Raw genomic sequence first — 23,608 nt, 5'->3', positions numbered from 1 at the left:
GTGGCTGCGGCCTGGTGCGGCCGGTCAGAGGAGCTGGAAGGTCCACTCCTGCTTCCAGCCGCCCTCGCAGCTCCACACCCCGAGCTGCTTGAAGTCGGAGTCGTGGGTGAGGCAGTTGTCGTCGTCGATCTGGACCCGGTACTTGCCGTTGCCGAGGCCGACGAACTGCCACTTCTGGTTGGAGGTGCCGCCCCACGCCTGCTGCTCGGCGACGTAGGTGTCGGGGTTCTCGGTGAGGTTGTACCCGAGGTCGTTGACGATCCGGTAGCGGTCCCCGCCCAGCGGCTTGATCGTCCAGGTGGACCCCTTGTACCCCAGGATCCCGCCCACGATCGGCGCCCCCCAGGTCGAGGTCTCGGTGGGGGCCGACGCGCCCAGGCCGTTGGAGAGCTTCAGGAACAGCGGCCGCTCGGTCGGGACGGTCGGCTTGGTGTCCGGCTTCGGCTTGGGGTCCGGCTTGGGCTTGGGGTCCGGCTTCGTCGGGTTGGTCGGGTCGGTCGGGGTGATCACGCCGCCGGACGCGGACTCCAGCACCCACGCCTGCTGCCAGCCCGACTTGCACGTCCACACGCCGAGTTGCTTGAAGTCGGCGTCGTGGGCGAGGCAGTCGTCGTCGGAGATCCGGATCTGGTACTTGCCGTTGCCGACTCCGACGAGCTCCCACTTCTGCCGGGAGGAGTTGCTCCACGGCTGGAGTTCGGCCATGTAGTTGCCGTTCTCGGTGAGTTCCAGCCCGTACGAGCTGGTGATCCGGTAGCGACCGCCGCCGACCGGGGTGAGCTTCCACTTGGACTCGTTGCCACCCCGGATCCCGGCGACGACCGATGCGCCGGCGGCGCCGTTGACCGGGACGGCGCCCAGGCCGTTGTCGAGCTTCAGGGTCACGTCGGCGCCGTTGCTGCCGCCGCCCCCGCCGGGCGTGGGCGGGTTGGTGGTCGGCGGGGTGCCGCCCCAGGCCCAGTTCTGGTTGGGCGCGTCGCGCCGGTCCTCGGAGCCGCAGGCCCAGGCCGCCACCGTGCTGCCGTTGGAGGTCTGGCCGTTGAAGTCGTCGATGCAGACGTCCTTGGAGCGGTCCTCCATGTCCGTCATGTGCCGGAAACCGCCGCCGGCCGACATGTTCCAGCGCTGACCGGGGATCTCCAGGCAGTCCCAGACCTGGAGCTTGGTCCCGTTCGCGGTCCTGTTGGCCTCCAGGTCGAGGCACTTGCCGTTGGCCGCCTGGAGCTTGTACCCGTTGTAGGTCCACTTCTGGGCGTCGCTGCCGTTGCACTCCCACATCTGCACGGGGGTGCCGTTCGCGTTGCCGTTGCCGTTGACGTCCAGGCAGGCGTGGTAGCCGGGGCTGGAGTCGGGGGTCAGGCTGCCGGTCCTGGTGCCGTAGCCGGACCGCGCGGGGAAGTGGATGGTGCGCACGTCGCCGTCGCACTTGTAGGGCCGCGCGGTGCCCGCCCGGCAGGTCCACGGCTCCTTCTTGACGGTGTCGCCGTCATTGCCGATGAACGCCCAGTTCATGTAACCGCCGTCGCCGCGGTTGCGAATGGTCGAATCCCCCTGGAAGACCCAGATCCGGAATATGTCGTAGCCGGAGGGCTCCTTCTTCTCCTTGTCCAGGAAATGGTTGAGCTTGTAGGTGGTGTCGATCAACACCCCCTTCATGTCGGACTTGTACTCGTTCTTGAACCACTCGGTGTCATACAGGTCGGTGCCCACGGTCTTGAACACCATGACGTTGAACCCGGGAAACCTCGCGCTCAACTTCGACGCGGTGCTCTGGGTGAACTCCGCGTTGTCCAGCTTGTTGAGGTTGGCGGCGTTGCGCATGAGCCTGATCGTGTCGAAGGCGGAGCCGATCAGCGCGGTCATGCAGTTGCCGCCGCCCGGCGAGGCCGGGGTGCCGCAGGTCTTGTCCACGGGGGCTGCCGCAGGCGCGGCCTGGGCCTGTGCGCTCAGGCCGGAGACCATGGCGACTGCGGCGATCCCGCAGGCCAGGGCGCGTTTGAGGCGGGACAGGGATTTCATATCGGATTCATCTTTCTGGTCGGCAAAGATGGATCGTAGGTTCCGGAATCCTCCGTCCCGCGACTCCATACGGAATCCATATGGCGGGCCGGGAGGTCTTGACGCCTTTTCACGCTCCGCCCCGGAACGGTGGACTCCGCGGACCGCGCACAATGCCGGTGGCCGGCCGTGGAAAGGCCGAGGACCCGCGCCGGGCGGGTCAAGCCGGCGCCCTCGGCGGGGACCTGTCCGCTGGTCCACACGATCGTGGCTGGCGCGTCCGGGGGGTGCTGCCGCTGCGACCGGGCCGGACGGGGCGGGGCTGACGGGTTTCTGACGGTCCGGAGGTTGCCTGCCGTCTGTCGGTGGGTGGGGCTAGGGTGTGAGCTGCGGCCACGCCGGTGGGTACCGGTGGCCGCACCGGCGTTTCCGTCGCCAGTGCCATGGCGACGGACGCGGACGCAGAAGATGGGAGGGCCTGCGAAGTGTCGACAACGTCAGAGTTCCGTGGCTTCGACCTGGTGCGGCGTGGTTACGAGCGCCAGCAAGTCGACCGCTACCTCAGTGCCTTGTCCGAAGCCGGTTCACCGCCGCCCCCGCCGGCGTTCGAGGTCGTGTGGCGGGGCTACGACCGCGAGCAGGTCGACGCGCGCATCGCGGACCTCCTGCGCGGCAGGGGCGCCAGGGGCTAGATCAGGCGGGCTGGATCCTCGGCAGCTCGGTTGAGACCAGTTCGGCGGCGCGTACGGGGTCGCCGTCCGCGCGGGTGAGCAGTGCCTCGATGTCGTAGCCCGTCGGCTCCGGGGCGGCGTGGATGTCGAGGGAGCGGCCCCAGCCGAAACGTTCCATCGCGACGGCGGCGTCCAGGTCGGGACGGAGCCGGTGGAGTGTGCGGACGAGCTCCCAGGCGAAGGCGTCCAGGCGGGCCCGCCGCACCGGGTTGCAGGCGTTCACGGCGTCGGTGGTCCAGTCGTCGCCGGGCTCGTACTCCGGGAGGGGCGGCAGGAGTTCGGGGGCGCCCGTGATCGGCTCCGCGCTGAAGGTGAGGGCGTGTGCGCCCTCGGGGTTGCCGACCAGTTCGGCCAGGAGCGGGATGACGCGGGGGTCGCGCCGACCGGCCAGTCCGTGGATCGCTTCCATCCGGGTCTCGTCGTGCTCGTCGGCCGTCCGCGCCCAGAGCGCGGCCCGGATCGCGGGGCTGTCCGCCCCGGACTGGACGCCGAGGGTGAACGTCGCCCAGTCGCGGACGTGCGGGTTCTGGTCCTGGGTCAGCCCGATGAGGGTGTGGATGTCCGGCCCGTCCGGCAGGCCGGTGAGGACCTCCGCGAACGAGCGGGCCACCTCCTCGCGGACCTCGGCGGCGGGGTGCCCGGCGAGGGCGACGAGGACGGGGACGGCGCGCGGGTCGCGCGTCTTCTCGATCGCGCGCGCCAGGGAGCTCAGCACGCCGCCCTCGGTCTCCCGCTGGGCGAGGGCGACGAGCGCGGTGGCCGTCTCGGTGCGGACTGCCTCGTGGTGGTAGTTGGTGTCGCGCAGCAGGTCGCAGCCCACCGCGCGCTCGATCGGATCGGCGGAGCCGATGAGCTCCAGGCCGAGCGGCAGCGCCGCCTCGTCGGCCGCCGCCTGCCACAGCACCGGTGCGTACTCGTTCCAGCCGTCGTGGTCGTCCGGGTCGTCCGAGGCGGTGATGGCGCGCTTTGCCGACAGTGCCCGCGTGACCAGTTCCGCCACGGTGTCCGTTTCCATGCGGGCATTCTGGTGCACGAAACCGCGAGTGCGCGCGGGAATTGTCGGCCCGACCGCGCCTCCGGTCCTCGGCCGCGTCGGCGCCGGTTCGTCACCCGATCGGGGGATTCGGGTCGACTGCGGCGTGGCGGAGGGGGACCCGAGCGGGAGACTCGGCGCGAACTCCCCATGATCGCAGCGGTTTTCGAGATGTGTGGAAGGACTTGTGTGATGAACAGGACCCGTGTCGTCCTCGCAGGGGTGCTCGCGGCGGGCGCCGTGGTGGCGGGGGTGCCGTCGGCATCGGCGGACAACGCTCCGACGGTGAAGATCGTGGCATCGGACTGGTCGAAGGACGGGTGGATCGCGAAGGCGGCCTGCCCCGCCGGTTACGGTCTGGTCGGCGGCGGCCAGGACGCCCACCTCGCCACCAACGGCTTCGGCGCGCTCAGCGACGGCGTCGAGGCCAACGCCCCTGACCCGAACAGCGCCAACACCTGGATGGTGCAGGCCAAGAGCAGCTCGGTCCGGGCCATCGCGATGTGCGCCAAGGGCGCGCCCGTGCCCACCGTCGTCGCCTCCGACTGGTCCAAGGACCACTGGATCGCCACGGCGACCTGCCCCGCGGGCCGGCACCTGATCGGCGGCGGCCAGGACGCCCGCCTGCAGACCATGGCCACCGGCGACGTCGACGACGACGTCGAGCTGAACGCCCCCGACGCGAACACCCCTGACACCTGGTCCGTCCAGGCCAAGAAGGGTCAGGCGCGCGCCCTGGCGCTGTGCGCCGCCGGAGCCCCCGCGGTGAAGGTGGTCGTCTCCGCCTGGTCGAAGGACGGGTGGATCGCGAAGGCGGCGTGCCCGAGCGGCACCGGCCTGGTCGGCGGCGGCCAGGACGCCCGCCTGGACACCAACGGCTTCGGTGCGCTCAGCGACGGCATCGAGGCCAACGGTCCGGCCCCCGACAGCGCCAACACCTGGATGGTCCAGGCCAAGAGCGGGCCCGTGCGCTCCTTCGCCATGTGCGTCGCCGGCGCGCCCGTGCCCACCGTGGTCGCCTCCGACTGGTCCAAGGACGGCCAGCAGGTCCGCGCGGCCTGTCCTCAGGGCACGCAGCTCGCCGGCGGCGGCCAGGACGCCCGTCTGCGGACCATGGCCACCGGCGATGTCGACGACGACGTCGAACTCAACGCCCCCGACCCCCAGAACCCGAACGCCTGGACGGTCCGCGCGCACAGCGGCCAGAGCCGCGCCCTGGCCATGTGCACCCCCTGACCGTCTCGCGACGGTCGGCCTGCCCGCAGCACGACCCCGGGTGACCCGGGCCGTGCTGCGGGCAGGGGCTCGGAGTCGGGACTCGGCATTCTCGGACCGGCGCAGGGAAGTACCCCTGGAAAGGATCTTGACGTGGTCATGAGCAGGCGTGATCATGGCGGGGCACCGCGCAACACTGATGTGTACGAAGGACGTTGAAGGCGGTCGGCCTTGACGAAAGGGAGTTGGTGGACGTAACGAGGTTGTGGGTCCGTTGGTGCCGATCCGTTCGCTCGGGTGCGGCCCTCGCGGCGGGATGGTTCGGCCATGGCCGGGCTGCGGCCGACGGCCCCCCGGTGGCGCCGATGCTGCTCGCCGCCGCCCGGAACAACTCGTCCTGGTGCGAGGCGATGTGTCGGGCGCACGGGTTCTCCGGAGAAATCTCCGACGTCGCGTGGGTGAATCTGAAGAAGAGCCTCACGTACTACCCGAACCTGGTGATCCTGAGCCCGACGATGTCCGGCTCGGAGGTTCTCGACGTCCTGCGGGAGGCGCCGCTGGGACCGCTTTTCGTCAAGGACAGTTTCGCCAACGCCGACCTCCTCCCGGGGAACTACCGGGTTCTCATCGAGGCGGAGTGGATCCACCGGCCGGCCGCCGTCGCGGCCCCGGCGCCGGTGGCGTCACGGGGCGGTGCCGACCAGCGGTGGCGGCGTGTCACCGGCGCCGATGGGTTGCGGACGTGGGAGCAGGCATGGGCGGGTGGCGGCGACACCTCGGTGAACACGTTCCCCGAAACCCTTCTGCTCGATGACGACGTGGTCTTCCTCGGGGGATTCTCGGGCGACAGCCTGGTGGCGGGAGCCGTGCTCCACCTGAGCCACGGTGTGGCGGGGGTGACGAACGTCTTCGGCCCCCCGGGGGAATCCGCCCGGACCTGGGCCGGTCTCGTCTCCTGTGCTCACGAGGAGGCGCCGGGAGTCGACCTGGTCGGATACGAGCGGGACGCGGAGCTGGCGGCCGCCGAGGCGAACGGATTCGCGCCGCTGGGGCCGGTCCGGATCTGGCAGCAGATCGCCGAAAGCCAATAGACACCTGCCCGTTCCGCGCGGAGGGGTGCAGAAGAAGTCCGATGAAGTCCACGGGGAGATCAGGAATGAACTCAGCAACCGAGAGAGAACTCGGCGCCGCACGCAGAGCCCTGCGTTTCACCATCCGCTACCTCAGCTATCCGATCCTCATGGTGCTGACGCTCGGGGCATCCATCACCCTGGTCGACACCTCGTTCCCGCAGTGGGCCATCGTGCCGATGGTCACCCTGTTCGCCTCGGTGTACGTGGCCGTCCTGGAGCGGGTCCAGCCGTTCTACGAGGGCTGGAACCGCTCGCGCAAGGACGTCGTCTCGGACGCCACCTCCAGCCTGGTGGCCCTGCTGGTGGTCGCCCGGCTGATCGAGCCGCTGTTCCTCTCGGTCCTGTTCGCCGGATCCGTCCTGCTCTCCGAAGAGCTGGACAGCACGTTGTGGCCGACGAGTTGGCCTCCCGTCGCCCAGGCCGCGCTGGCGCTCCTGGTGGGAGAGTTCTTCTACTACTGGATGCATCGCTGGATTCACGGTTCGCGGGTCTTCTGGCGCTTCCACGCGGTGCACCACAGCTCGGAGCGGCTCTACTGGCTCAACTCCGCCCGGTTCCACCCCGTCGACTTCTTCCTCGACGACGTGGCGATCGTCTTCCCGCTGGCCTTGACCGGGTGGACGCTGCACAGCCTCTCCGGCCTGATCATCCTGCTGACCTTCTACAACTGCCACGGCGTCACCATGCACTCCAACATGGACGTCCGGCTGGGCCCGCTGAACTACCTGGTGCCCGGACCGGAGGGGCACCGCTGGCACCACTCCAGGGACCTGCGCGAGGCCAACAAGAACTTCGGCGGCAAGGTCGTCGTGTGGGATCTGCTGTTCGGGACCTTCTACCTGCCCGCTGACCGGATGCCGCCCGAGGACATCGGCCTGGCCGACCAGGTCCGGCTGCCGGACTCCTACGTCGGCCTGCTGCTGGCTCCGTTCCGCTGGTCCAAGCTTCCGCTGCGCAAGACCGAACCGGCTTCCGGTGCCGTCCTGGTCGAGGAAAAAGCGGGCACCGCCTGATCCTCCGCCGGGGCTGCGCAGGAAGTCGGGCCGGCCGACTTCCTGCGCAGTCGGGCGTCGGACGGGTTGAGCCGGCCCCTCTCGGAGGCCAGGGGTTCAGTTGACCGGCAGGCCGTCGTTCTCCCGTCGGGAGGCCGGGCCGAGCAAGGTACGTGCGACGTCCTCCAGCGATCCGAGCAGCGGGTTGGGATCGTCGGCGCGCGTGACGAGCACGACCTCGCAGGGATCGATGTCGACGACGGGCACCAGGGCGATGTCCTCGCGCACAGCGGCGCGTCGATCGCCGGCAGGGAAGACCGCGACGCAGTGGCCGGTGGCGATGAGTTCCAGCTTGTCCTCGAAGCTGTCGTCGATCGCGGGCGGGGGTGGTGCCGGGCGGTTGCCGACGGGCTTGGGCATGCTCCAGAGCACCGGAGTGCTGACGCAGGCGACCAGTTCCTCGTCCGACAGAGCCCGTGCGCTGACGGTCTTCTCGTTCGCCAGGCGGTGACCTGTCGACGTGACCAGCACCCGCGACTCCTCGTGGAGTTCGGTCACCCGGAAGCCGTCCGTGGGCAGGGGCAGGGGCCTGTACGCGACGAGGGCGTCGACCCGCCCCTCGGCGAGGGCGTGCGTGTCCCGCCAGTCGAGGTGCCTGGTGCGGACCTGGCCGTCAGGGTGCCGGCGGCGCAGTTCCTGCACACAGGCGGTGATGACCAGTCCTTCGGCGTAGCCGACGGTGATGGTACGGGGCTGGACGGCGGCCCTGGCCGTGCGAGCGGCTTGCTCGGCCTCCTGGAGCAGTGTCCGGGCCCTGGAGAGGAAGGCCTGACCGGCGTCGGTGAGGCTGCTGCCCTGCGGCGAGCGGTCGAACAGCCGGACCCCGAGCTGAGTCTCCAGTCGCTGGATCTGACGGCTCAGCGAAGGCTGCGCCAGGTGGAGCCTGGTGGCGGCCCGGCCGAAGTTGCCGTACTCCGCCACGACCGTGAAGTAGCGGACGAGCCGCAGGTCGAGGTCCATTCGCCCAGGGTACGTCGCACGCCGTCATGCGCCTGGGGCATGGCGGCATGCGGAACAGGTCTTGGACGGGGTGTGCGGGTGGGCAGTTGGCTTGAGGGCATGACCACTTATGACGGCAAGAAGATCGTGATCACGGGCGGAAGCAGCGGTATCGGCCTGGCTGCGGCCCGGTTGTTCGCGGACGGTGGGGCGCACGTACTGATCACCGGCCGTACCCGGGCCACCCTGGACGCCGCGCTGGAGCACCTGGGGGACAAGGCGGTCGCCGTCCGCAGCGACGCCGCGTCCCTGACGGACATCAAGGCGCTGGCCGGCACGGTCCGGGAGCGGTTCGGCGCGGTGGACGCGCTGTTCGTCAACGCCGGCGTCACCGCGTCCGCGCCGTTCGACTCGACGACGGAGGAGATGTACGACGCGCTGTTCGGCGTCAACGCCAAGGGCCCGTACTTCACGGTGCAGGCGTTGGCGCCGCTGTTGCGCGAGGGGAGCGGTGTGGTCCTCACGACGTCGGTGGTGAACGTCCTGGGCCTCGACGCGCTCAGTGTCTACTCGGCGAGCAAGGCGGCCCTGCGGTCGATGACGCGCACCCTGGCCCGCGAGTTGCTGCCGCGCAAGGTACGGGTCAACGCCGTGAGCCCCGGACCGATCGACACGGGCATCCTGGACCGCTCCGTGCCTGCCGACGCCGTCGAGGTGATGAAGGACGCCTATCGGAGCACGAACCCGATGCAGCGGCTGGGGGCGCCCGAGGAAGTGGCCGCCGCGGTGGCGTACTTGGCGTTCGGCGCGACCTTCTCGACGGGGGCGGAGTTCCCTGTCGACGGAGGGGCTTCGCAACTCTAAAGCTTGTTGCAGAAGGCTCGGGGTGGGGCGTCTCGCGATCCGCCGGCTGTTCGGGGCGCCCGCAACGGCCGGCGCAAGAGGCCATTCGGGCGGGGAAAACGCAACTTCGACAGGGGCCGCGGAGGCGGCTACCTTCACCCCTGGTTCTCGGCGATCGCCCACGGTCGTACGGGAGTTCTCTCGGGCCGCGCCACCCGTGGCCGGGCCCACAGCAGGCACTTCCAACCAGGGAGAGACGCATGGCTCATCTTGCGCTGTACACGTTCGGTGTCCTGAAGTCACCTCTCGCCGATCCCGCCCCTCTCACGCGCGAACTCCACGACACCGGCGAGACCGTCTACCGGACGATCAGCCGGCACCCCGGGTACCTCGCTCATGCCGAAGCGGCGGGCGGCGGCCAGGGCCCGCATTTCGACCTGGACTGGGGCGCATGGGGAGAGTTCGCCGTGCCGGCCTGGTACGGCAAGGGCCGTACGGCGGACACCACCGCCCTGGCCGCGACCCTCTCGCTCTGGACCGACCCGCACTCCGCCTTCGACGCCATCTACACCGGCCTGCACCGTGAGGCGCTGAACAGGCGTTACGACTGGTTCGAGAGGACAGGACGCCCGGCCTACGTGTTCTGGTGGGTCTCCGACGGCGTGATACCCACCTGGCAGGACGGGGTTTCGAGGCTGGAACAGCTCCACGACCACGGCTCCGCGCCGCACGCCTTCACCTTCCACCACGCGTTCGCCCCGGACGGAACTCCGACCAGGCCGAGGCCCGGAGTGTGACCGCCGACAGGTGGAACCCGGCCGGGCATGGCGTAACTAGCGCAGACGTGTCGCCGTCCGGACGAAGTCGGCGACGGCCCTGGACCGGCTGTGCGGTGGCCAGGCGATCACGGTGGTGACCTTCGGCGCGTCCAGCACGGGCACGGCCGCGAGGTCACCGTGCAGCTGGGCTCGGCACGACTCCGGCGAGACCGCGCAAGCCCGGCCGAGCGCGACGAGCTGCAACAGCTGTGCGTGGTCGCGGACCTGGGGCCCGGGGCCGGGTGGGTAGGTGCCGTCGGGGCTGGGCCAGCGCGGCAGGGGCAGGCCCGGAAGCCCCGTGATGTCGGCCATGTGCACATGGTCCCGGTCGGTGAGCGGATGCCCGGCCGGCAGGACCACCACCTGGCCCTCCGTGCCGAGTACTTCGGTGTGGAGCCTGGCCGTCGAGTCGAACGGCCGGTGCAGCAGCGCCACGTCGGCCCGGCCCTCGAACAGAAACCGTGCCTGCTCGGCCGGGCCGCACAGGATGACGTCGACGGGGACTGCGCCGGGTTCGGCGGCGTACGCGTCGAGCAGTTCCGCCAGCAGTTCGCTGGACGCGCTGGCCTTCGTGACCAGGACCAGGCCGGGCCGGCCGGTGGGGGAGGCGGCGGCGCGGCGGGTCCGACGCTCGGCGGCGTCGACCGCCTCCAGGGCCGCCCGACCCTCGACCAGCAGGACCGAGCCGGCCCCGGTCAGCGTGACGGTGCGACTGGTCCGATCCAGCAGCGTTGCCCCGAGCCGGCGTTCGAGCTGCTGGATCGCCCGTGACAGCGGCGGTTGCGCGATCCCGAGGCGCTGCGCGGCGCGCCCGAAGTGCAGCTCCTCGGCGACAGCGACGAAGTAGCGCAGTTCCCGGGTCTCCATCCGGCCACGGTACTCCGGATCAATACCCGGACGGTATCGGTGTCGACCCGATCGGTCTTGGACCCCGACCGGGGGCCGACGGCAGCATGGCCCCATGAGCGAACGAACGACTGCGCTGGTCACCGGCGCGAACAAGGGAATCGGCTACGAGATCGCCGCGGGCCTGGGCGCACTCGGCTGGAGGGTCGGCGTCGGCGCCCGCGACGACCGGCGCCGCGAGGCCGCGGTGGAGAGGCTGCGCGCGGCCGGCGTCGACGCGTTCGGCGTACCGCTGGACGTGACCGACGACGCGAGCGCGACCGCCGCCGCCCGGCTGATCGAGGAACGCGCCGGGCGCCTCGACGTGCTCGTCAACAACGCGGCCATCACCGGCGGCATGCCCCAGGAACCCACCCGGGTCGACCCCGCCACCATCCGGACGGTCGTGGAGACCAACGTGATCGGCGTCATCCGCGTCACCAACGCGATGATGCCGCTGCTGCGGCGCTCCGCCTCGCCGCGGATCGTGAACATGTCCAGCAGCGTCGGCTCCCTCACCCGCCAGTCAGGAGCCGCCGCCGAGCAGACGGCGGGTCCGGTGGCCGTGGCGTACGCGCCGTCGAAGACGTTCCTGAACGCCGTCACCCTCCAGTACGCCCGGGAGTTGAGCGGCACGAAGATCCTGATCAACGCCGGCTGCCCCGGCTACGTCGCGACCGACCTCAACGGCTTCCGCGGCGTGCGCACCCCCGAACAGGGCGCGGCGATCGCCATCAAGCTCGCGACCCTGCCCGACGACGGCCCGACCGGTCAGTTCTTCGAGGACGCCGGCGTAGTGCCCTGGTGATGCGCACGAGGGCCTCACCCGCCGGGGTGAGGCCGCCTCGCCGCCCGCGCCATCTGGGCCCGTTGGTTGTTCGGCGCAGGAAGTCGGGTCGGCCGACTTCCTGCGTCGTGGTGTGTCCAGTGCTGTGACCGGGATGGTCCGACGTGATCGGAAGGCGGCTCGCGGGACGAGCACGCGCGCAACGGCTGGTATTACTGGGGCATGCAGGAAGAGACGGCACGCTCCGCGATCGACACCTTCATCTCCGCGTTCAACGCCTCGGACGACAGCTATGTGACTGCCCTGCTCTCCCAGGCCCTGACCTCGGACGTGGTCTTCTGGGGGCCGTTGGGTCGCAGCGAAGGAATCGCGGCGGTCGAGCAGTTCGTGCTGGACATCCGGCACCACCCGGCGGGGGCCGGCACGATGGCGCGCTGCTCGGCGGTGGACATGCCTGGCGAGTGGGCCCGGTACCAGTGGGTCTTCACCACGCCGGACGGAGGCCCCCGCCTGGCGGGAACGGACGTCGTCCATCTGCGGCGGAGCCTCATCGACCAGGTCATCGTCTTTGCGGGGGAGATCGAGCCGTCCGACTCCTGAGTCGTCCTGCTGGCGCTGTCCCTCTGGTGAACTCGTCTCCCGTTGGTTGTTTGGCGCAGGAAGTCGGGCTGGTCGACTTCCTGCGCCGTGGTGTGTCTAGGCGTGGTGGTCGAACTCGCCGGCCTTGGCCGCCTGGAGGAAGACGGCGAAGTGGGCGGGGGTGGTGGGGATGGTGAGGTGGCCCTCGTCGGACTCGCGGAGTTCGACCGTCCCGTCGACCGTGCGGACCTCCACGCACTCGTTAGAAGCCCCGCTGAAGCTGGACTTCTGCCACTCGGAGTCACGCATACTTGCCTCGCATTTCATCCTCAACGGATTGGATGAACTCCCGCGACTCGGTCTCGGCGAGCGCGACGGTGTCCAGGTGCTCGAATACTGCTCGATGGCGGGCCAGGCCTGCCGGGGAGTCGAAGAACATCACTCCCACCGCAGTATCCATCTGGAGCGTAGCGAGCTCAGGCACGGGGCCTTCGACGAACATGATGTTCTCGCCCCCGCCGGGGAAGGTGTCGAGATCGAAAGGCACGACGCGGACCGAGAGTCGGCCAGACAGGGAGTCCTTGATGAGGCTGGCGAGCTGATCGGCGAGGACCCGAGGTCCCCCGAACTGCATTCGCAGGGCTGCCTCGTGGATGAAGGAGACGTAGGGCGCCCCGCGTAGCTGGACCTCTTGTTGCCTCTGCATGCGGAATGTGGTCCTGGCATCGAGGTCATGGTTGGGGATGGACGGAGCAAACCGGGAGAACACTGCAGCCGCATAGGCCTCGGTCTGTTGCAGTCCGGGGATGTAGGTCGTGGCCCATGTCGAGATCCTGTGTGCGCTTGCCTCAAGCTCTGCGATCTCCAGGAAGTCGATGGACAGGGCGCCGCGATACTTCTCCCACCAGCCCTTTCCTCGTTCGACAGCTATATCGGCGAGGGCGTCGATGAGCGGTGTGTTGGAGCAGCCGCAGGCTTCGGCGACCGTGCGCAGCCGTTCGGCGCTGACGCCGATTTTTCCGTTCTCCATCTGTGTCACCTGAGTTGGTGCCAAGCCGAGCTCACGAGCGAGTTGACTGCCGCCGAGTCCTGCCTGCTCTCGCATCTTTCGCATTTCTGCCCCCAGCCGACGTTGGCGCAGGGTCGGTTCGCGGCGAAGCGGCATGGTGTCCTCTCGATGGGGCGCTTGGGACCAGTCTGCCGCGCTTCGCACGGAAGAGGGAACCTGAGCCAGGTCGCCTTCAATTGAAGTCAGACTGCGCTATGGTCGATGTCACAGCGATCCGACGGATCGTCAACAAAGCCCTATTGCTGGGCTTTCGGCGGCATGCCGCCGGTTCTTCCCTCACCATCACGCCTCGGGAGAACTCCCATGCGTCACCTCAACACGCCCTCCCTCGCCATCTCCCGCCAGTCGCTCCGCGACGCGATGGGTCGTTGCGGGTACCCGACCTCGGTCACCGACGACGCCGAACTCGCGCTCGTGGAACTGCTCGTCAACGCCTGGCGGCACGGCGGCACCCCTGCGCCGCTCGTCCTCATCCTCGCCGTCGGCTCCACCCTCCGGGTGTCCGTCAGCGACGAGAGCCCGATCCTCCCCGAGAAGCAACAGCCGGCGCCCCTCGCCCAGTCCGGCCGGGGCCTCCAACTCATCGAAGGACTCACCCACCGCTGGGGCGTGGACCCCCAGGAACGCGGCAAGTCCGTCTGGTTCGAGCTGGACGCCGCCTGATGCCCTTCCCCCTCCCTCGCCGTCGCCCCATGCTGCCGACCGACCCCCGGATCCGGCACTACACCGACGACCACATCCACACGCTCCTCGCCGAAGTCCAGGAACGTGGCCGGAGGTTCGGCCTGATCTGGCCCTCGGCCACCACCGACAAGACCATCGACGGCCGCATCCTCGTCCGCTTCAACGCCGCCCCCGCCTCCACCCTCCTCAACCTCCTCTCCCTCCTCCTCGCCGCCGAGCGAGGCGACGACTCGTGCGTTTCCTGATCGCCACCGCCTTCGCCGTCCTCCTCGCCCTGGCGATCGCCACGGTCGCCCTCGGTGTCATCACGGCTCTCAAGGCGACCCCGCCCGACGAGGACAACTAACCCCCCAGCCCCTGACCCCCACCCCCCAGCCCCCACCCCCCAGCCCCCGCCGCCCAGCCGTCGGGGGCTAAGGGACGATTGGGCACGTGGCACAGCGGAGATACGAGTACGCCCCGGCAGGCACCCTGCCCGGGCTGTTGCAGCGCGGCCGGGGCCTCGGCGCGCAGATGGCGGCGGAGGACCCGGCGGCAGCCGCCGAGCTGGTCTACGGGTGCATCCGCTGGGACTGGCGCTGGGACCGAGAGGCGGACGACCGGCACCTCTACCTGGCGCGGCTCGTCCGGGACCTGGAACTGCCGGTCGGACCGATCGTCGAACTGCTGGCCGGGGACGAGGACACCTGCCTGCGGGCCACCGGAGTCCTGGAGCTGCTGGCGCTCGGCGGCTCCGCCGAGGCCCGGGCCGCACTCCGCTCCCACGTCGGCGAGGGCGAGCACCGGGCGGCCGGGCAGGACGTCCGGAAGCGGCGCGGCCCCCGCGGCTCGACGGACCCGGCCCCCGGGCGGCACAGCGCGAGCCCGTGCACCCTGCCGCCGGAGCACGGCGGCGGCGCGAGTGATCCGTCCGTGGCGACGGGCGAGCTGGAGCGGCAGTGGGCGGCCCAGGAGTGGTGCGGCCCGGTGCACACCGCCCGGGGCCTGGCCCGGTTCGGCCCCGAAGCCGCCGGGGCCGCGTCGCTGCTGCGCCGCTTCTGGCTGTGGACACCGCACTCCTCCGAGCGCCCCGCCTACCTGGAGGCACTGGCCGCCGTCGCCCCCGCCGGGCTGGCCGAGGTGTACACCGAATGCCTCTGGGACTGCGAGGCCGACGCCCGCCTGCTGGCCGTCGCGCACGCCCCCGACCGCCCCCACGTCCGCGATCGCCTCGCCCACCTGCGGGACGATCCGATGGAGCGGCCGGAGGTTCGCGAGGCCGCCGGGGCGCGACTCGCCGGGCTGAGCTCGGGAGGCTCCGAGCCGGAGGGAGCCGCCTCCGAAGGGGAGCTAGAGTAGACGGGTGAACGTGTGAGTGATGGTCCGGACCCCACGAGGTGGTCCGGGCCACATCCGTTTCCAGGCACCTTCCGTGACCTGCGCGTACCCGCGCGTTCGCCGGCCCACCAGACCCGCACTCGCCTCCGGAGGCCCCGCCTTGAGCGATCAGCCGTTCGCGCATCTGCACGTCCACACCGAGTACTCGATGCTGGACGGTGCCGCCCGGCTGAAGCAGATGTTCAAGGAGGTCGAGCGGCTGGGCCAGACCCACGTCGCGATGACCGACCACGGGAACATGTACGGCGCCGCCGAGTTCCACAAGCAGGCGACCGCCGCCGGGATCACCCCGGTGATCGGCATCGAGGCGTACGTCGCGCCGGAGTCCCGCTCCAACACCAAGCGCATCCTGTGGGGCCAGCCGCACCAGAAGCGGGACGACGTCTCCGCCTCCGGCGCCTACACCCACAAGACCATCTGGGCCCGTAACAAGGAGGGCCTGCACAACCTCTTCAAGCTGACCTCGCGCTCCTACGCCGAGGGCTGGCTGGTGAAGTGGCCCCGGATGGACAAGGAGCTGATCTCCGACCTGTCCGGCGGCCTGATGGCCACCACCGGCTGCCCGTCCGGCGAGGTGCAGACCCGGCTGCGCCTGGGCCAGTTCGACGAGGCGGTGAAGTCGGCCGCCGACTACCAGGACATCTTCGGCAAGGAGAACTACTTCCTGGAGCTGATGGACCACGGCCTCGACATCGAGAAGCGGGTCCGCGACGGGCTGCTGGAGATCAGCAAGAAGCTGAACATCCCCCCGGTCGTCACCAACGACTCGCACTACACCACCGAGGCCGACGCCGGGGCGCACGACCTGCTGCTCTGCGTGCAGACCGGCAAGAACCTCTCGGACCCGGACCGCTTCCGCTTCGACGGCACCGGCTACTACATCAAGTCGGCCGCCGAGATGTACGCCCTGGACTCCTCGGACGCCTGGCAGGAGGGCTGCCGCAACAGCCAGCTCCTCGTCGCCTCCCGGGTCGACACCGAGGGCATGTTCAAGTTCCGCAACCTCATGCCGCGCTTCCCGATCCCGGAGGGCTTCGAGTCCGAGGCGGACTTCTTCAAGTCCCAGGTGTGGAAGGGCATGGACTGGCGCTTCCCGGGCGGGTACGACGAGGAGCACAAGAAGCTCGCCGAGTACGAGATGGACACCATCATCCAGATGGGGTTCCCGGCGTACTTCCTCGTGGTCGCCGACTTCATCATGTGGGCCAAGCAGCAGGGCATCGCGGTGGGCCCCGGCCGTGGTTCGGCGGCCGGCTCGCTGGTCGCGTACGCGATGGGCATCACCGACCTCGACCCCATCCCGCACGGCCTGATCTTCGAGCGCTTCCTCAACCCCGAGCGCATCTCCATGCCCGATGTCGACATCGACTTCGACGAGCGCCGGCGCGGTGACGTGATCCGGTACGTGACCGAGAAGTGGGGATCCGACAAGGTCGCCATGATCGTCACGTACGGCACCATCAAGGCGAAGGCCGCCATCAAGGACTCCTCGCGCGTCCTCGGCTACCCGTACGCGATGGGCGACCGGATCACCAAGGCGATGCCGCCGGACGTGATGGGCAAGGGCATCCCGCTGTCCGGCATCACGGACACCAGCCACCCGCGCTACAGCGAGGCCGGCGAGATCCGGGGGCTCTACGAGACCGACCCGGATGTGAAGAAGGTCATCGACACCGCGCGCGGCATCGAGGGCCTGATCCGCCAGCCCGGCGTGCACGCGGCCGGCGTCATCATGTCCGCCGAGCCGCTGACCGACCACATCCCGGTCTGGACCCGGCACACCGACGGCGTCACCATCACGCAGTTCGACTACCCCACCTGCGAGGGCCTCGGCCTTCTCAAGATGGACTTCCTCGGCCTGCGCAACCTGACGATCATGGACGACGCCGTCAAGGCGATCGAGAAGAACAAGGGCATCAAGATCAACCTGCTTGATCTGCCCCTGGACGACAAGCCGACCTACGAGCTGCTGGCCCGCGGCGACACGCTCGGCGTCTTCCAGCTCGACGGCGGCCCCATGCGCTCGCTGCTGCGCCTCATGAAGCCCGACAACTTCGAAGACATCTCCGCCGTCCTCGCGCTGTACCGACCGGGCCCGATGGGCGTCAACTCGCACACCAACTACGCGCTGCGCAAGAACGGCCAGCAGGAGATCACCCCGATCCACCCGGAGCTGGAGAAGCCCCTGGAGGAGATCCTCAAGCCGACGTACGGCCTGATCGTCTACCAGGAGCAGGTGCAGAAGGCCGCCCAGATCCTCGCCGGCTACTCGCTCGGCCAGGCCGACCTGCTGCGCCGGGCCATGGGCAAGAAGAAGAAGGAGATCCTGGAGGCCGAGTTCGTGCCCTTCCAGAAGGGCTGCCGGGACCACGGCTACTCGGACGCGGCGATCCAGGCGGTGTGGGACGTCCTGGTCCCCTTCTCCGGTTACGCGTTCAACAAGGCGCACACCGCCGGGTACGGGCTGGTCTCGTACTGGACGGCCTACCTCAAGGCGAACTACCCGGCCGAGTACATGTCCGGCCTGCTGACGTCCGTCAAGGACGACAAGGACAAGTCGGCGATCTACCTCAACGAGTGCCGCAAGATGGGCATCCAGGTGCTGCCGCCGGACGTCAACGAGTCGGACTCGGACTTCACCCCGCACGGTGACACGCTCGTCCGGTTCGGCCTCACCGCGATCCGCAACGTCGGCGGCCCCGTCGTCGAGTCGATGATCCGCACCCGCAAGTCGAAGGGGAAGTTCAGCTCCTTCCCGGACTTCCTCGACAAGGTGGAGTCGGTGGTCTGCAACAAGCGGACCGTCGAATCGCTGATCAAGGCGGGCTCCTTCGACTCGCTCGGGCACACCCGCAAGGGCCTCAGCGCGCAGTTCGAGCCGATGATCGACAACGTCGTCGGGGTCAAGCGCAAGGAGGCCGAGGGCCAGTTCGACCTGTTCGGCGGGGACGCCGTCTCCGACGAGCCCAGCTTCGGCCTCGACGTCGTCTTCTCCGAGGAGGAGTGGGAGAAGTCCTTCCTGCTCACCCAGGAGCGCGAGATGCTCGGCCTGTACGTCTCCTCGCACCCGCTGCACGGCATCGAGCACGTGCTCGCCGACAAGGCGGACTGCGCGGTGGCCGACCTCGCCGAACGGCCCGACGGCACCATCGTCACCATCGGCGGCATCATCTCGGGCCTCCAGCGCAAGATGACCAAGCAGGGCAACGCCTGGGCGATCGCGACCGTCGAGGACCTCGCGGGCTCGATCGACTGCATGTTCTTCCCCGCCAGCTACCAGCTGGTCTCGGCCCAACTCGTCGAGGACGCCGTGGTGTTCGTGCGCGGCAAGCTGGACAAGCGGGAGGACGTGCCGCGACTGATGGGGATGGAGCTGTCCGTCCCGGACCTGTCGAACGCGCACGCCGAGGCGCCGATCATCATCAACATCCCGAGCGTGAAGATCACCCCGCCGCTGATCGCCCGGCTCGGCGAGGTGCTGGGCAGCCACCGGGGCACCACGGAGGTCCGGGTGCGGCTGGAGGGCCGCAACAAGACGACCGTGCTGCGGCTGGACCGGCACCGGGTGAAGTCGGACCCGGCGCTGTTCGGGGACCTCAAGCAGCTGCTCGGGCCGAGCTGCCTGGCGGGCTGACGTGCGCCTGATCCCCCGTGCCTCTCGGCGAGGCGCGGGGGATCAGCCGTGCCCGCCCAGGCCCGGGGGGACGGCCGTGTGCAGGGCGGAGACGAAGGCCGAGATGGCCGGGTGCGAACCGGCTCCCGCCCGGAAGGCGGCCCGGGTGCGGCGGTACATCGGCAGCCGGGTGAGGACCACGCCGGGCGGGGGCTGCGCGGCGCCCAGCTGCGGGACCAGGGCCACGCCCTGGCCGGCCGCCACCAGGGCCAGGACGGTCGCGAAGTCGTCGATCTGGTGCCGGATCCGGGGCGCGAACCCGGCGGCCTCGCAGGCCCGGACGGCCATGCTGTGGCAGAGCGTGCCCCGCGGCGCCATGATCCACGGCGCGCCGCGCTGCTCGGCGACGGTGCCCGGGGCGCGGGCCGCCAGGTACATCGGCTCGGTGAACACCGGGCGGGTCACCGCCAGGCCCGGCTCCGGATCGGCCGGGACGAGGTCGTACTCGTGGACCAGCGCGACGTCCAGCTCGCCCGCGCGCAGCGCCGCCGCGACGCCCGCCGGATCCACCTCGGTCACCATCGGCTCCAGGCCCGGATGCCAGGCGGCCAGCTCGCCCAGCACCGCCGGGATGATCGCGCGGGCCGCCGACGGATAGGTGCCGATCCGCAGCGGGCCGGCCAGGCCCCGCCGGGCGTGGGCGAGTTCGGCGCCCGCCTGCTCCAGCAGGGCGAGCACCGCCTCGGCGTGCCGGACGAGGTTGCGCCCGGCCGGAGTGAGCGCGACCCGCCGCCCGGTGCGCTCCAGCAGCGGGACGCCCGCCTCCTTCTCCAGGACGGACAGCTGCTGGGACACCGCCGAAGGGCTGAAGGAGAGCGCCTCGGCGACGGCGGCGATGGTGCCGAGGTGGGCGAGTTCGCGCAGCAGGCGCAGGCGTCGGACGTCGAGCATCGGCTCAGCTTACGAGAAGCATCACGAATGTGAACTGGACCTGGGTGATCGGCGGGCCGCAGGATCGTGCCCATGGAACTCACCGGTATCCACGTCCCCCTGATCACGCCCTTCGCCGCGGACGGCACGGTCGCCCTGGACGCCCTCGCGGTGCTCGCCGCCGAACTGCTGGAGGCCGGCGCGGCCGGGCTGGTCGCCCTCGGGACCACCGGCGAGCCCGCCGCGCTGAGCGAGGACGAGCGCTGGGCCGTGGTCGAGACCGCCGCGGCCGCCTGCGCCGGCCGCGGGGCCCTCCTGACCGTCGGCGCGCACGGCGGCGACACCCGCTCCACCGCCGAGTCGCTGGCCGCGCTCGGCAAGCGGGTGCCGCAGGCCGCGGCCGCGCTGGTCACCGTCCCGGCGTTCCTGCGGCCGGGCGAGGCCGGGACGGTCGCGCACTTCCGGGCGCTCGCCGGGAGCAGCCCGCTGCCGCTGGTCGCCTACCACATCCCGTACCGCACCGGGCAGCAGCTGTCCGCCGCCGCGCTGCTCGAACTCGCCGCGCTGGACGGCGTGGTGGGCGTCAAGTACGCGACCGGGGGAGTGGACCAGACGGCGGTGGAACTGCTCGCCGCCGCCCCCGCCGACTTCGCGGTGCTGACCGGGGAGGACGCCTTCCTGTCCCCGCTGCTGGCGCTCGGCGCGGCCGGCGGCATCCTCGCCTCCGCCCATCTGGCCACCGCCCGGTTCGTCGAGCTGACGCAGGCCTGGCAGGCCGGGGACGACGCCCGGGCCCGGGCGCTCGGGCACCGGCTCACCGGGCTGGCGCTGGCCGCCTTCGCCGCGCCGAACCCGACGGTGATCAAGGGCGTGCTGCACGCCCAGGGCCGGATCCCCACCCCGGACGTCCGGCTGCCGCTGCTGCCGGCCGGGGATGCGGAGGTCGAGGCGGCGCTGAAGCTGGTGAGTGGTCTGGACCACTAGTCGCTCTCACACCGTGGAACAGCAGGCCGCCGCACCCGCGTGACAAGGCATGATGGGCAGAGTGCGGCTGTAGACAGCACCATCCAGAGGAGTAGTCGGAATGAAGATCGGCATTGTCGGGGCCACCGGCCAGGTCGGCGGCGTGGTCCGCGAGATCCTGGCGGAGCGCAACTTCCCGGTCGAGCAGCTGCGGCTGTTCGCCTCGGCCCGCTCGGCCGGACGCACCCTGCCGTGGCAGGGCACCGAGGTCACCGTCGAGGACGCGGCCACGGCCGACTACACGGGCCTGGACATCGTGATCTTCTCGGCCGGCGGCTCCACCTCCAAGGCCCTCGCCCCCAAGGCCGCCGCGGCCGGCGCCGTCGTCATCGACAACTCCTCCGCCTGGCGCCGCGACCCCGACGTCCCGCTGGTCGTCTCCGAGGTCAACCCCGGCGCCATCGCCGACCGGCCCAAGGGCATCATCGCCAACCCGAACTGCACCACCATGGCCGCCATGCCCGTGCTGCGCCCGCTGCACGAGGAGGCCGGCCTCGCCGCGCTCGTCGTCTCCACCTACCAGGCCGTCTCCGGCAGCGGCGTGGCCGGCGTGGCCGAGCTCCAGGACCAGGCCGCCAAGGTCGTCGACGGCGCCGCCGCGCTCGCCCACGACGGCTCCGCCGTCGAGTTCCCCGAGCCCAAGGTCTACCAGCGCCCGATCGCCTTCAACGTGGTGCCGCTGGCCGGCTCCGTCGTCGAGGACGGCTCCAACGAGACCGACGAGGAGCAGAAGCTCCGCCACGAGAGCCGCAAGATCCTCGGCATCCCGGGCCTCAAGGTCGCCGGCACCTGCGTGCGCGTCCCGGTCTTCTCCGGCCACTCGCTCCAGATCAACGCCCGCTTCGAGCGCCCGATCAGCCCCGAGCGCGCCGCCGAACTGCTCGCCGCCGCCCCCGGCGTCGAGCTGTCCGACATCCCCACCCCGCTCCAGGCCGCCGGCCAGGACCCGAGCTACGTCGGCCGCATCCGGGCCGACGAGACCGTCGAGCACGGCCTGTCGCTGTTCGTGTCCAACGACAACCTGCGCAAGGGCGCCGCGCTCAACGCCGTCCAGCTGGCCGAGCTGGTCGCCGCCGAGCTCAAGGGCTGACACCCGGCCCCGCCGGGCCGTGGGCGCTCGCACCTGGCGGCGAGCGCCCGCTCGCACCACCCGGCGTGACCAAGGGCGGGCCCCGTCGTTGAACGGGGCCCGCCTTTGCGTTCCGTTGGGCTTGCCGTTGCGGTACCGCGACATCCGTCGAGGTTCGGCGCGCGAACCAGGGGGAAAAGGTGACCCAACGATCGGGCGGCCACGGGGGCCCCTCACCCCACCACGCCCGGACGACGGGCGGATCCGCGCCCACCCGGCCCGACCCCCCACACGAGGGCGAGTGGAAAGAGGTGCGCGATGGACCGCTGTGTCGTTCTGGTGGATGCCGGATACCTGCTGGGCGCCGCCGCCAGCCTGCTCGCCGGTGACCCATCCCGTTCCAGAGTCACCGTCGACCACACCGCGCTGATCACCGCGCTGCGCGAACGCGCCGAGGCCGAGACCGGACTGCCGCTGCTGCGCATCTACTGGTTCGACGCCGCCCCCGACCGGCGCCCGATGCCCGAACACCGCCGGCTGCGCGTCCTGCCCCGCGTCACCGTGCGGCTCGGCGCCCTCACCCGCGCCGAAGGGCGCTGGGTGCAGAAGGGCGTGGACGCCGCCATGCACGCCGAACTCTCCGAACTCGCCCGCAACCGGGCCTGCGCCGACGTCGTCCTGATCACCGGCGACGGCGACCTGCTGCCCGGCATGATGACCGCCAAGGAACACGGCGTGGCCGTCCACCTGTGGGCGCTCCAGGCCGCCGACGGCGACTTCAACCAGTCCGAGGACCTGGTCGGCGAGGCCGACGAGCGAAGAGTGCTCGACCGGGAGTGGATCGAGGGCTCCTTCAGCCTCCGGGAGAACGCCAGCGTCTTCCCCGCGCCCGGCGCCCGCCAGGAGATCGCCAAGATCCTCGCCGCCCCGCCCGTCGGCCCGCCCGTCGGTCCGCCCGTGGTGGCACCCGCCGCGGCGCCGGTCGTGGCGCCCCCGGTCGTCCGGCCGGCCGCCGTCGCGCCGGCCGCCGTGCCTGCTGCCGCCGTGCCCGCCGCCGTCGGGGCCTCCGCCGTCGGGGCCGTCCCAGGGGCGGTTCCAGGGGCGGTTCCAGCGGCGGGGCGGCCCCAGCCGGCCGCCGCTCTCAAGGTCGTCCCCACCCCCAAGGACCTCGCCGGGCGCACCCCCGCCGTCGCCTCGGCCGTCAACGGGCACGGCGGCACCGGACTCGCGAACGGCCACGGCGGCAACGGGCTCGTCAACGGGCACGGCGCCAACGGACACGGCGCCAACGGGCTCCTGAACGGGCAGGCGAACGGGCACGGCACCAACGGGCAGGCCGTCGGCTCGACGGGCGCCGCCGGACAGGCCGGCCCCGTCCTGCGCTGGTCCTCCGACCGCGGCTGGGTCGACCGCCCCGCCCCCGAACCCGCCGTCACCGCCGGCGACAGCCTCCCCACCCTCGCCCACCTCACCACCGCCGAACAGCGCTGGGCCGACCGCGAGGAGGACATCACCTCCATCGGCGGCGACGCCCACGAAGTCGGCCAGGTCTTCGCCCGCCGCTGGAGCGACCGACTGGGCGACGTCGAACGGCTCACCGTGCTCTGGCCCGACTACCCCCGCATCCCGCACCGGGTCGACGGCGAACTCCTCCGCTACGCCGCCCGCTTCGGACTGCTCGCGCACAAGGACGACCAGATCGACGAACACGACCGCTACGCCATCCGGGCCGGATTCTGGAAGGAACTGGCGGTCCGGGTGCCCGGCGGATCGATGGTCGTCGTGGACGACTGACGGGCGCACGGCCCGGGTTGGACCCGGCGGGCCGCG

The 23,608-nt window shown here is 70.8% G+C and carries 22 protein-coding genes; 15 read left to right on the top strand and 7 right to left on the bottom strand.

Features of this window, described 5'->3' with window-relative positions; translation table 11 throughout:
* Positions 1-24: 24 nt before the first annotated feature.
* Positions 25-2,019 carry a ricin-type beta-trefoil lectin domain protein gene (locus ACFVTF_RS09890; protein ID WP_387811468.1) on the bottom strand — a complete coding sequence of 665 codons (1,995 nt, stop codon included), beginning with the start codon at positions 2,017-2,019 and terminating at the stop codon, positions 25-27.
* A gap of 422 nt (positions 2,020-2,441) precedes the next feature.
* Between ACFVTF_RS09890 and ACFVTF_RS09885 the strand changes: the two genes are divergently transcribed.
* Entirely contained in the window at positions 2,442-2,690 is a 249-nt protein-coding gene (locus tag ACFVTF_RS09885) for a hypothetical protein (RefSeq protein ID WP_387811465.1), read from the top strand.
* Between the two features lies 1 nt (position 2,691).
* On the opposite strand, the gene ACFVTF_RS09880 is transcribed toward ACFVTF_RS09885, so the two are convergent.
* The gene (locus tag ACFVTF_RS09880; protein ID WP_387811462.1) at positions 2,692-3,744 is read right to left on the bottom strand and encodes a HEAT repeat domain-containing protein; all 1,053 of its coding nucleotides are present in this window, start codon (positions 3,742-3,744) and stop codon (positions 2,692-2,694) included.
* Positions 3,745-3,954: 210 nt separating this feature from the next.
* Here ACFVTF_RS09880 and ACFVTF_RS09875 point away from each other — a divergent pair, with 210 nt between their 5' ends.
* The 3 genes from ACFVTF_RS09875 (at position 3,955) to ACFVTF_RS09865 (ending at position 7,123) form a co-directional block, all read left to right on the top strand.
* Positions 3,955-4,998, top strand: a complete 1,044-nt coding sequence (locus ACFVTF_RS09875; RefSeq protein ID WP_387811459.1) for a hypothetical protein — start codon at positions 3,955-3,957, stop codon at positions 4,996-4,998.
* 344 nt (positions 4,999-5,342) lie between these two features.
* The gene (locus ACFVTF_RS09870) at positions 5,343-6,068 is read left to right on the top strand and encodes a hypothetical protein (RefSeq protein ID WP_387811457.1); all 726 of its coding nucleotides are present in this window, start codon (positions 5,343-5,345) and stop codon (positions 6,066-6,068) included.
* 65 nt (positions 6,069-6,133) lie between these two features.
* Positions 6,134-7,123, top strand: coding sequence for a sterol desaturase family protein (locus tag ACFVTF_RS09865; RefSeq protein ID WP_387811454.1), 990 nt, complete (start codon positions 6,134-6,136; stop codon positions 7,121-7,123).
* A gap of 96 nt (positions 7,124-7,219) precedes the next feature.
* On the opposite strand, the gene ACFVTF_RS09860 is transcribed toward ACFVTF_RS09865, so the two are convergent.
* A complete protein-coding gene (locus ACFVTF_RS09860; protein WP_387811451.1) occupies positions 7,220-8,122 on the bottom strand; it encodes a LysR family transcriptional regulator in 903 nt (300 codons plus the stop codon).
* A gap of 99 nt (positions 8,123-8,221) precedes the next feature.
* On the opposite strand from ACFVTF_RS09860, the gene ACFVTF_RS09855 reads away from it, so the two are divergent.
* Complete coding sequence (locus tag ACFVTF_RS09855) at positions 8,222-8,965, top strand: SDR family oxidoreductase (protein WP_387811448.1); 744 nt, start codon at positions 8,222-8,224, stop codon at positions 8,963-8,965.
* A 239-nt stretch (positions 8,966-9,204) separates the two neighbouring features.
* A complete protein-coding gene (locus tag ACFVTF_RS09850) occupies positions 9,205-9,741 on the top strand; it encodes a DUF3291 domain-containing protein (RefSeq protein ID WP_387811445.1) in 537 nt (178 codons plus the stop codon).
* A gap of 36 nt (positions 9,742-9,777) precedes the next feature.
* On the opposite strand, the gene ACFVTF_RS09845 is transcribed toward ACFVTF_RS09850, so the two are convergent.
* Positions 9,778-10,629 (bottom strand): LysR family transcriptional regulator, encoded by an 852-nt coding sequence (locus ACFVTF_RS09845; protein WP_387811442.1) that lies wholly within the window; start codon positions 10,627-10,629, stop codon positions 9,778-9,780.
* A 94-nt stretch (positions 10,630-10,723) separates the two neighbouring features.
* On the opposite strand from ACFVTF_RS09845, the gene ACFVTF_RS09840 reads away from it, so the two are divergent.
* Positions 10,724-11,455: an SDR family NAD(P)-dependent oxidoreductase gene (locus ACFVTF_RS09840; protein ID WP_387811439.1), complete on the top strand. Its 732-nt coding sequence runs from the start codon at positions 10,724-10,726 to the stop codon at positions 11,453-11,455.
* A 201-nt stretch (positions 11,456-11,656) separates the two neighbouring features.
* Positions 11,657-12,034, top strand: coding sequence for a nuclear transport factor 2 family protein (locus tag ACFVTF_RS09835; RefSeq protein WP_371516627.1), 378 nt, complete (start codon positions 11,657-11,659; stop codon positions 12,032-12,034).
* A gap of 96 nt (positions 12,035-12,130) precedes the next feature.
* Here the strand turns inward: ACFVTF_RS09835 and ACFVTF_RS09830 are convergent, their stop codons facing one another.
* Both ACFVTF_RS09830 and ACFVTF_RS09825 read right to left on the bottom strand, forming a co-directional pair.
* The gene (locus tag ACFVTF_RS09830) at positions 12,131-12,322 is read right to left on the bottom strand and encodes a DUF397 domain-containing protein (RefSeq protein ID WP_387811436.1); all 192 of its coding nucleotides are present in this window, start codon (positions 12,320-12,322) and stop codon (positions 12,131-12,133) included.
* Complete coding sequence (locus ACFVTF_RS09825) at positions 12,315-13,178, bottom strand: helix-turn-helix domain-containing protein (RefSeq protein ID WP_387811433.1); 864 nt, start codon at positions 13,176-13,178, stop codon at positions 12,315-12,317. The genes ACFVTF_RS09830 and ACFVTF_RS09825 overlap by 8 nt, the downstream gene beginning before the upstream one ends.
* Positions 13,179-13,385: 207 nt before the next feature.
* Here ACFVTF_RS09825 and ACFVTF_RS09820 point away from each other — a divergent pair, with 207 nt between their 5' ends.
* The 4 genes from ACFVTF_RS09820 to dnaE all read left to right on the top strand — a co-directional run bounded on the left by ACFVTF_RS09820 (position 13,386) and on the right by dnaE (position 18,777).
* Entirely contained in the window at positions 13,386-13,745 is a 360-nt protein-coding gene (locus ACFVTF_RS09820) for an ATP-binding protein (protein WP_387811430.1), read from the top strand.
* A gap of 29 nt (positions 13,746-13,774) precedes the next feature.
* Complete coding sequence (locus tag ACFVTF_RS09815) at positions 13,775-14,011, top strand: hypothetical protein (RefSeq protein WP_063347197.1); 237 nt, start codon at positions 13,775-13,777, stop codon at positions 14,009-14,011.
* Between the two features lie 187 nt (positions 14,012-14,198).
* Positions 14,199-15,104 carry a hypothetical protein gene (locus tag ACFVTF_RS09810; protein WP_387811427.1) on the top strand — a complete coding sequence of 302 codons (906 nt, stop codon included), beginning with the start codon at positions 14,199-14,201 and terminating at the stop codon, positions 15,102-15,104.
* A 139-nt stretch (positions 15,105-15,243) separates the two neighbouring features.
* The gene (gene dnaE, locus ACFVTF_RS09805; RefSeq protein ID WP_371516618.1) at positions 15,244-18,777 is read left to right on the top strand and encodes a DNA polymerase III subunit alpha; all 3,534 of its coding nucleotides are present in this window, start codon (positions 15,244-15,246) and stop codon (positions 18,775-18,777) included.
* A 42-nt stretch (positions 18,778-18,819) separates the two neighbouring features.
* On the opposite strand, the gene ACFVTF_RS09800 is transcribed toward dnaE, so the two are convergent.
* Entirely contained in the window at positions 18,820-19,707 is an 888-nt protein-coding gene (locus ACFVTF_RS09800; protein WP_371516617.1) for a LysR substrate-binding domain-containing protein, read from the bottom strand.
* Positions 19,708-19,779: 72 nt separating this feature from the next.
* On the opposite strand from ACFVTF_RS09800, the gene ACFVTF_RS09795 reads away from it, so the two are divergent.
* From ACFVTF_RS09795 to ACFVTF_RS09785, 3 genes are all read left to right on the top strand, one after another.
* Positions 19,780-20,670, top strand: a complete 891-nt coding sequence (locus tag ACFVTF_RS09795; protein WP_387811423.1) for a dihydrodipicolinate synthase family protein — start codon at positions 19,780-19,782, stop codon at positions 20,668-20,670.
* 100 nt (positions 20,671-20,770) lie between these two features.
* Positions 20,771-21,799, top strand: coding sequence for an aspartate-semialdehyde dehydrogenase (locus ACFVTF_RS09790; RefSeq protein ID WP_387811420.1), 1,029 nt, complete (start codon positions 20,771-20,773; stop codon positions 21,797-21,799).
* A 297-nt stretch (positions 21,800-22,096) separates the two neighbouring features.
* Positions 22,097-23,572, top strand: a complete 1,476-nt coding sequence (locus tag ACFVTF_RS09785) for an NYN domain-containing protein (RefSeq protein WP_387811417.1) — start codon at positions 22,097-22,099, stop codon at positions 23,570-23,572.
* Positions 23,573-23,608: the final 36 nt, after the last annotated feature.

The sequence above is a fragment of the Kitasatospora sp. NPDC057940 genome, assembly GCF_042887425.1.
GTDB lineage: Bacteria > Actinomycetota > Actinomycetes > Streptomycetales > Streptomycetaceae > Kitasatospora.
The sequence above is the reverse complement of the archived record's forward strand: the minus strand, read 5'-3'. Positions and strand labels throughout refer to the sequence as shown.

Bases quoted from the DNA above. Each gene is read 5' to 3' on its own strand.
- ACFVTF_RS09890 (WP_387811468.1), bottom strand. From the start codon at position 2,019: ATGAAATCCCTGTCCCGCCTCAAACGCGCCCTGGCCTGCGGGATCGCC.
- ACFVTF_RS09885 (WP_387811465.1), top strand. From the start codon at position 2,442: ATGGCGACGGACGCGGACGCAGAAGATGGGAGGGCCTGCGAAGTGTCG.
- ACFVTF_RS09880 (WP_387811462.1), bottom strand. From the start codon at position 3,744: ATGGAAACGGACACCGTGGCGGAACTGGTCACGCGGGCACTGTCGGCA.
- ACFVTF_RS09875 (WP_387811459.1), top strand. From the start codon at position 3,955: ATGAACAGGACCCGTGTCGTCCTCGCAGGGGTGCTCGCGGCGGGCGCC.
- ACFVTF_RS09870 (WP_387811457.1), top strand. From the start codon at position 5,343: ATGCTGCTCGCCGCCGCCCGGAACAACTCGTCCTGGTGCGAGGCGATG.
- ACFVTF_RS09865 (WP_387811454.1), top strand. From the start codon at position 6,134: ATGAACTCAGCAACCGAGAGAGAACTCGGCGCCGCACGCAGAGCCCTG.
- ACFVTF_RS09860 (WP_387811451.1), bottom strand. From the start codon at position 8,122: ATGGACCTCGACCTGCGGCTCGTCCGCTACTTCACGGTCGTGGCGGAG.
- ACFVTF_RS09855 (WP_387811448.1), top strand. From the start codon at position 8,222: ATGACCACTTATGACGGCAAGAAGATCGTGATCACGGGCGGAAGCAGC.
- ACFVTF_RS09850 (WP_387811445.1), top strand. From the start codon at position 9,205: ATGGCTCATCTTGCGCTGTACACGTTCGGTGTCCTGAAGTCACCTCTC.
- ACFVTF_RS09845 (WP_387811442.1), bottom strand. From the start codon at position 10,629: ATGGAGACCCGGGAACTGCGCTACTTCGTCGCTGTCGCCGAGGAGCTG.
- ACFVTF_RS09840 (WP_387811439.1), top strand. From the start codon at position 10,724: ATGAGCGAACGAACGACTGCGCTGGTCACCGGCGCGAACAAGGGAATC.
- ACFVTF_RS09835 (WP_371516627.1), top strand. From the start codon at position 11,657: ATGCAGGAAGAGACGGCACGCTCCGCGATCGACACCTTCATCTCCGCG.
- ACFVTF_RS09830 (WP_387811436.1), bottom strand. From the start codon at position 12,322: ATGCGTGACTCCGAGTGGCAGAAGTCCAGCTTCAGCGGGGCTTCTAAC.
- ACFVTF_RS09825 (WP_387811433.1), bottom strand. From the start codon at position 13,178: ATGCCGCTTCGCCGCGAACCGACCCTGCGCCAACGTCGGCTGGGGGCA.
- ACFVTF_RS09820 (WP_387811430.1), top strand. From the start codon at position 13,386: ATGCGTCACCTCAACACGCCCTCCCTCGCCATCTCCCGCCAGTCGCTC.
- ACFVTF_RS09815 (WP_063347197.1), top strand. From the start codon at position 13,775: ATGCTGCCGACCGACCCCCGGATCCGGCACTACACCGACGACCACATC.
- ACFVTF_RS09800 (WP_371516617.1), bottom strand. From the start codon at position 19,707: ATGCTCGACGTCCGACGCCTGCGCCTGCTGCGCGAACTCGCCCACCTC.
- ACFVTF_RS09795 (WP_387811423.1), top strand. From the start codon at position 19,780: ATGGAACTCACCGGTATCCACGTCCCCCTGATCACGCCCTTCGCCGCG.
- ACFVTF_RS09790 (WP_387811420.1), top strand. From the start codon at position 20,771: ATGAAGATCGGCATTGTCGGGGCCACCGGCCAGGTCGGCGGCGTGGTC.
- ACFVTF_RS09785 (WP_387811417.1), top strand. From the start codon at position 22,097: ATGGACCGCTGTGTCGTTCTGGTGGATGCCGGATACCTGCTGGGCGCC.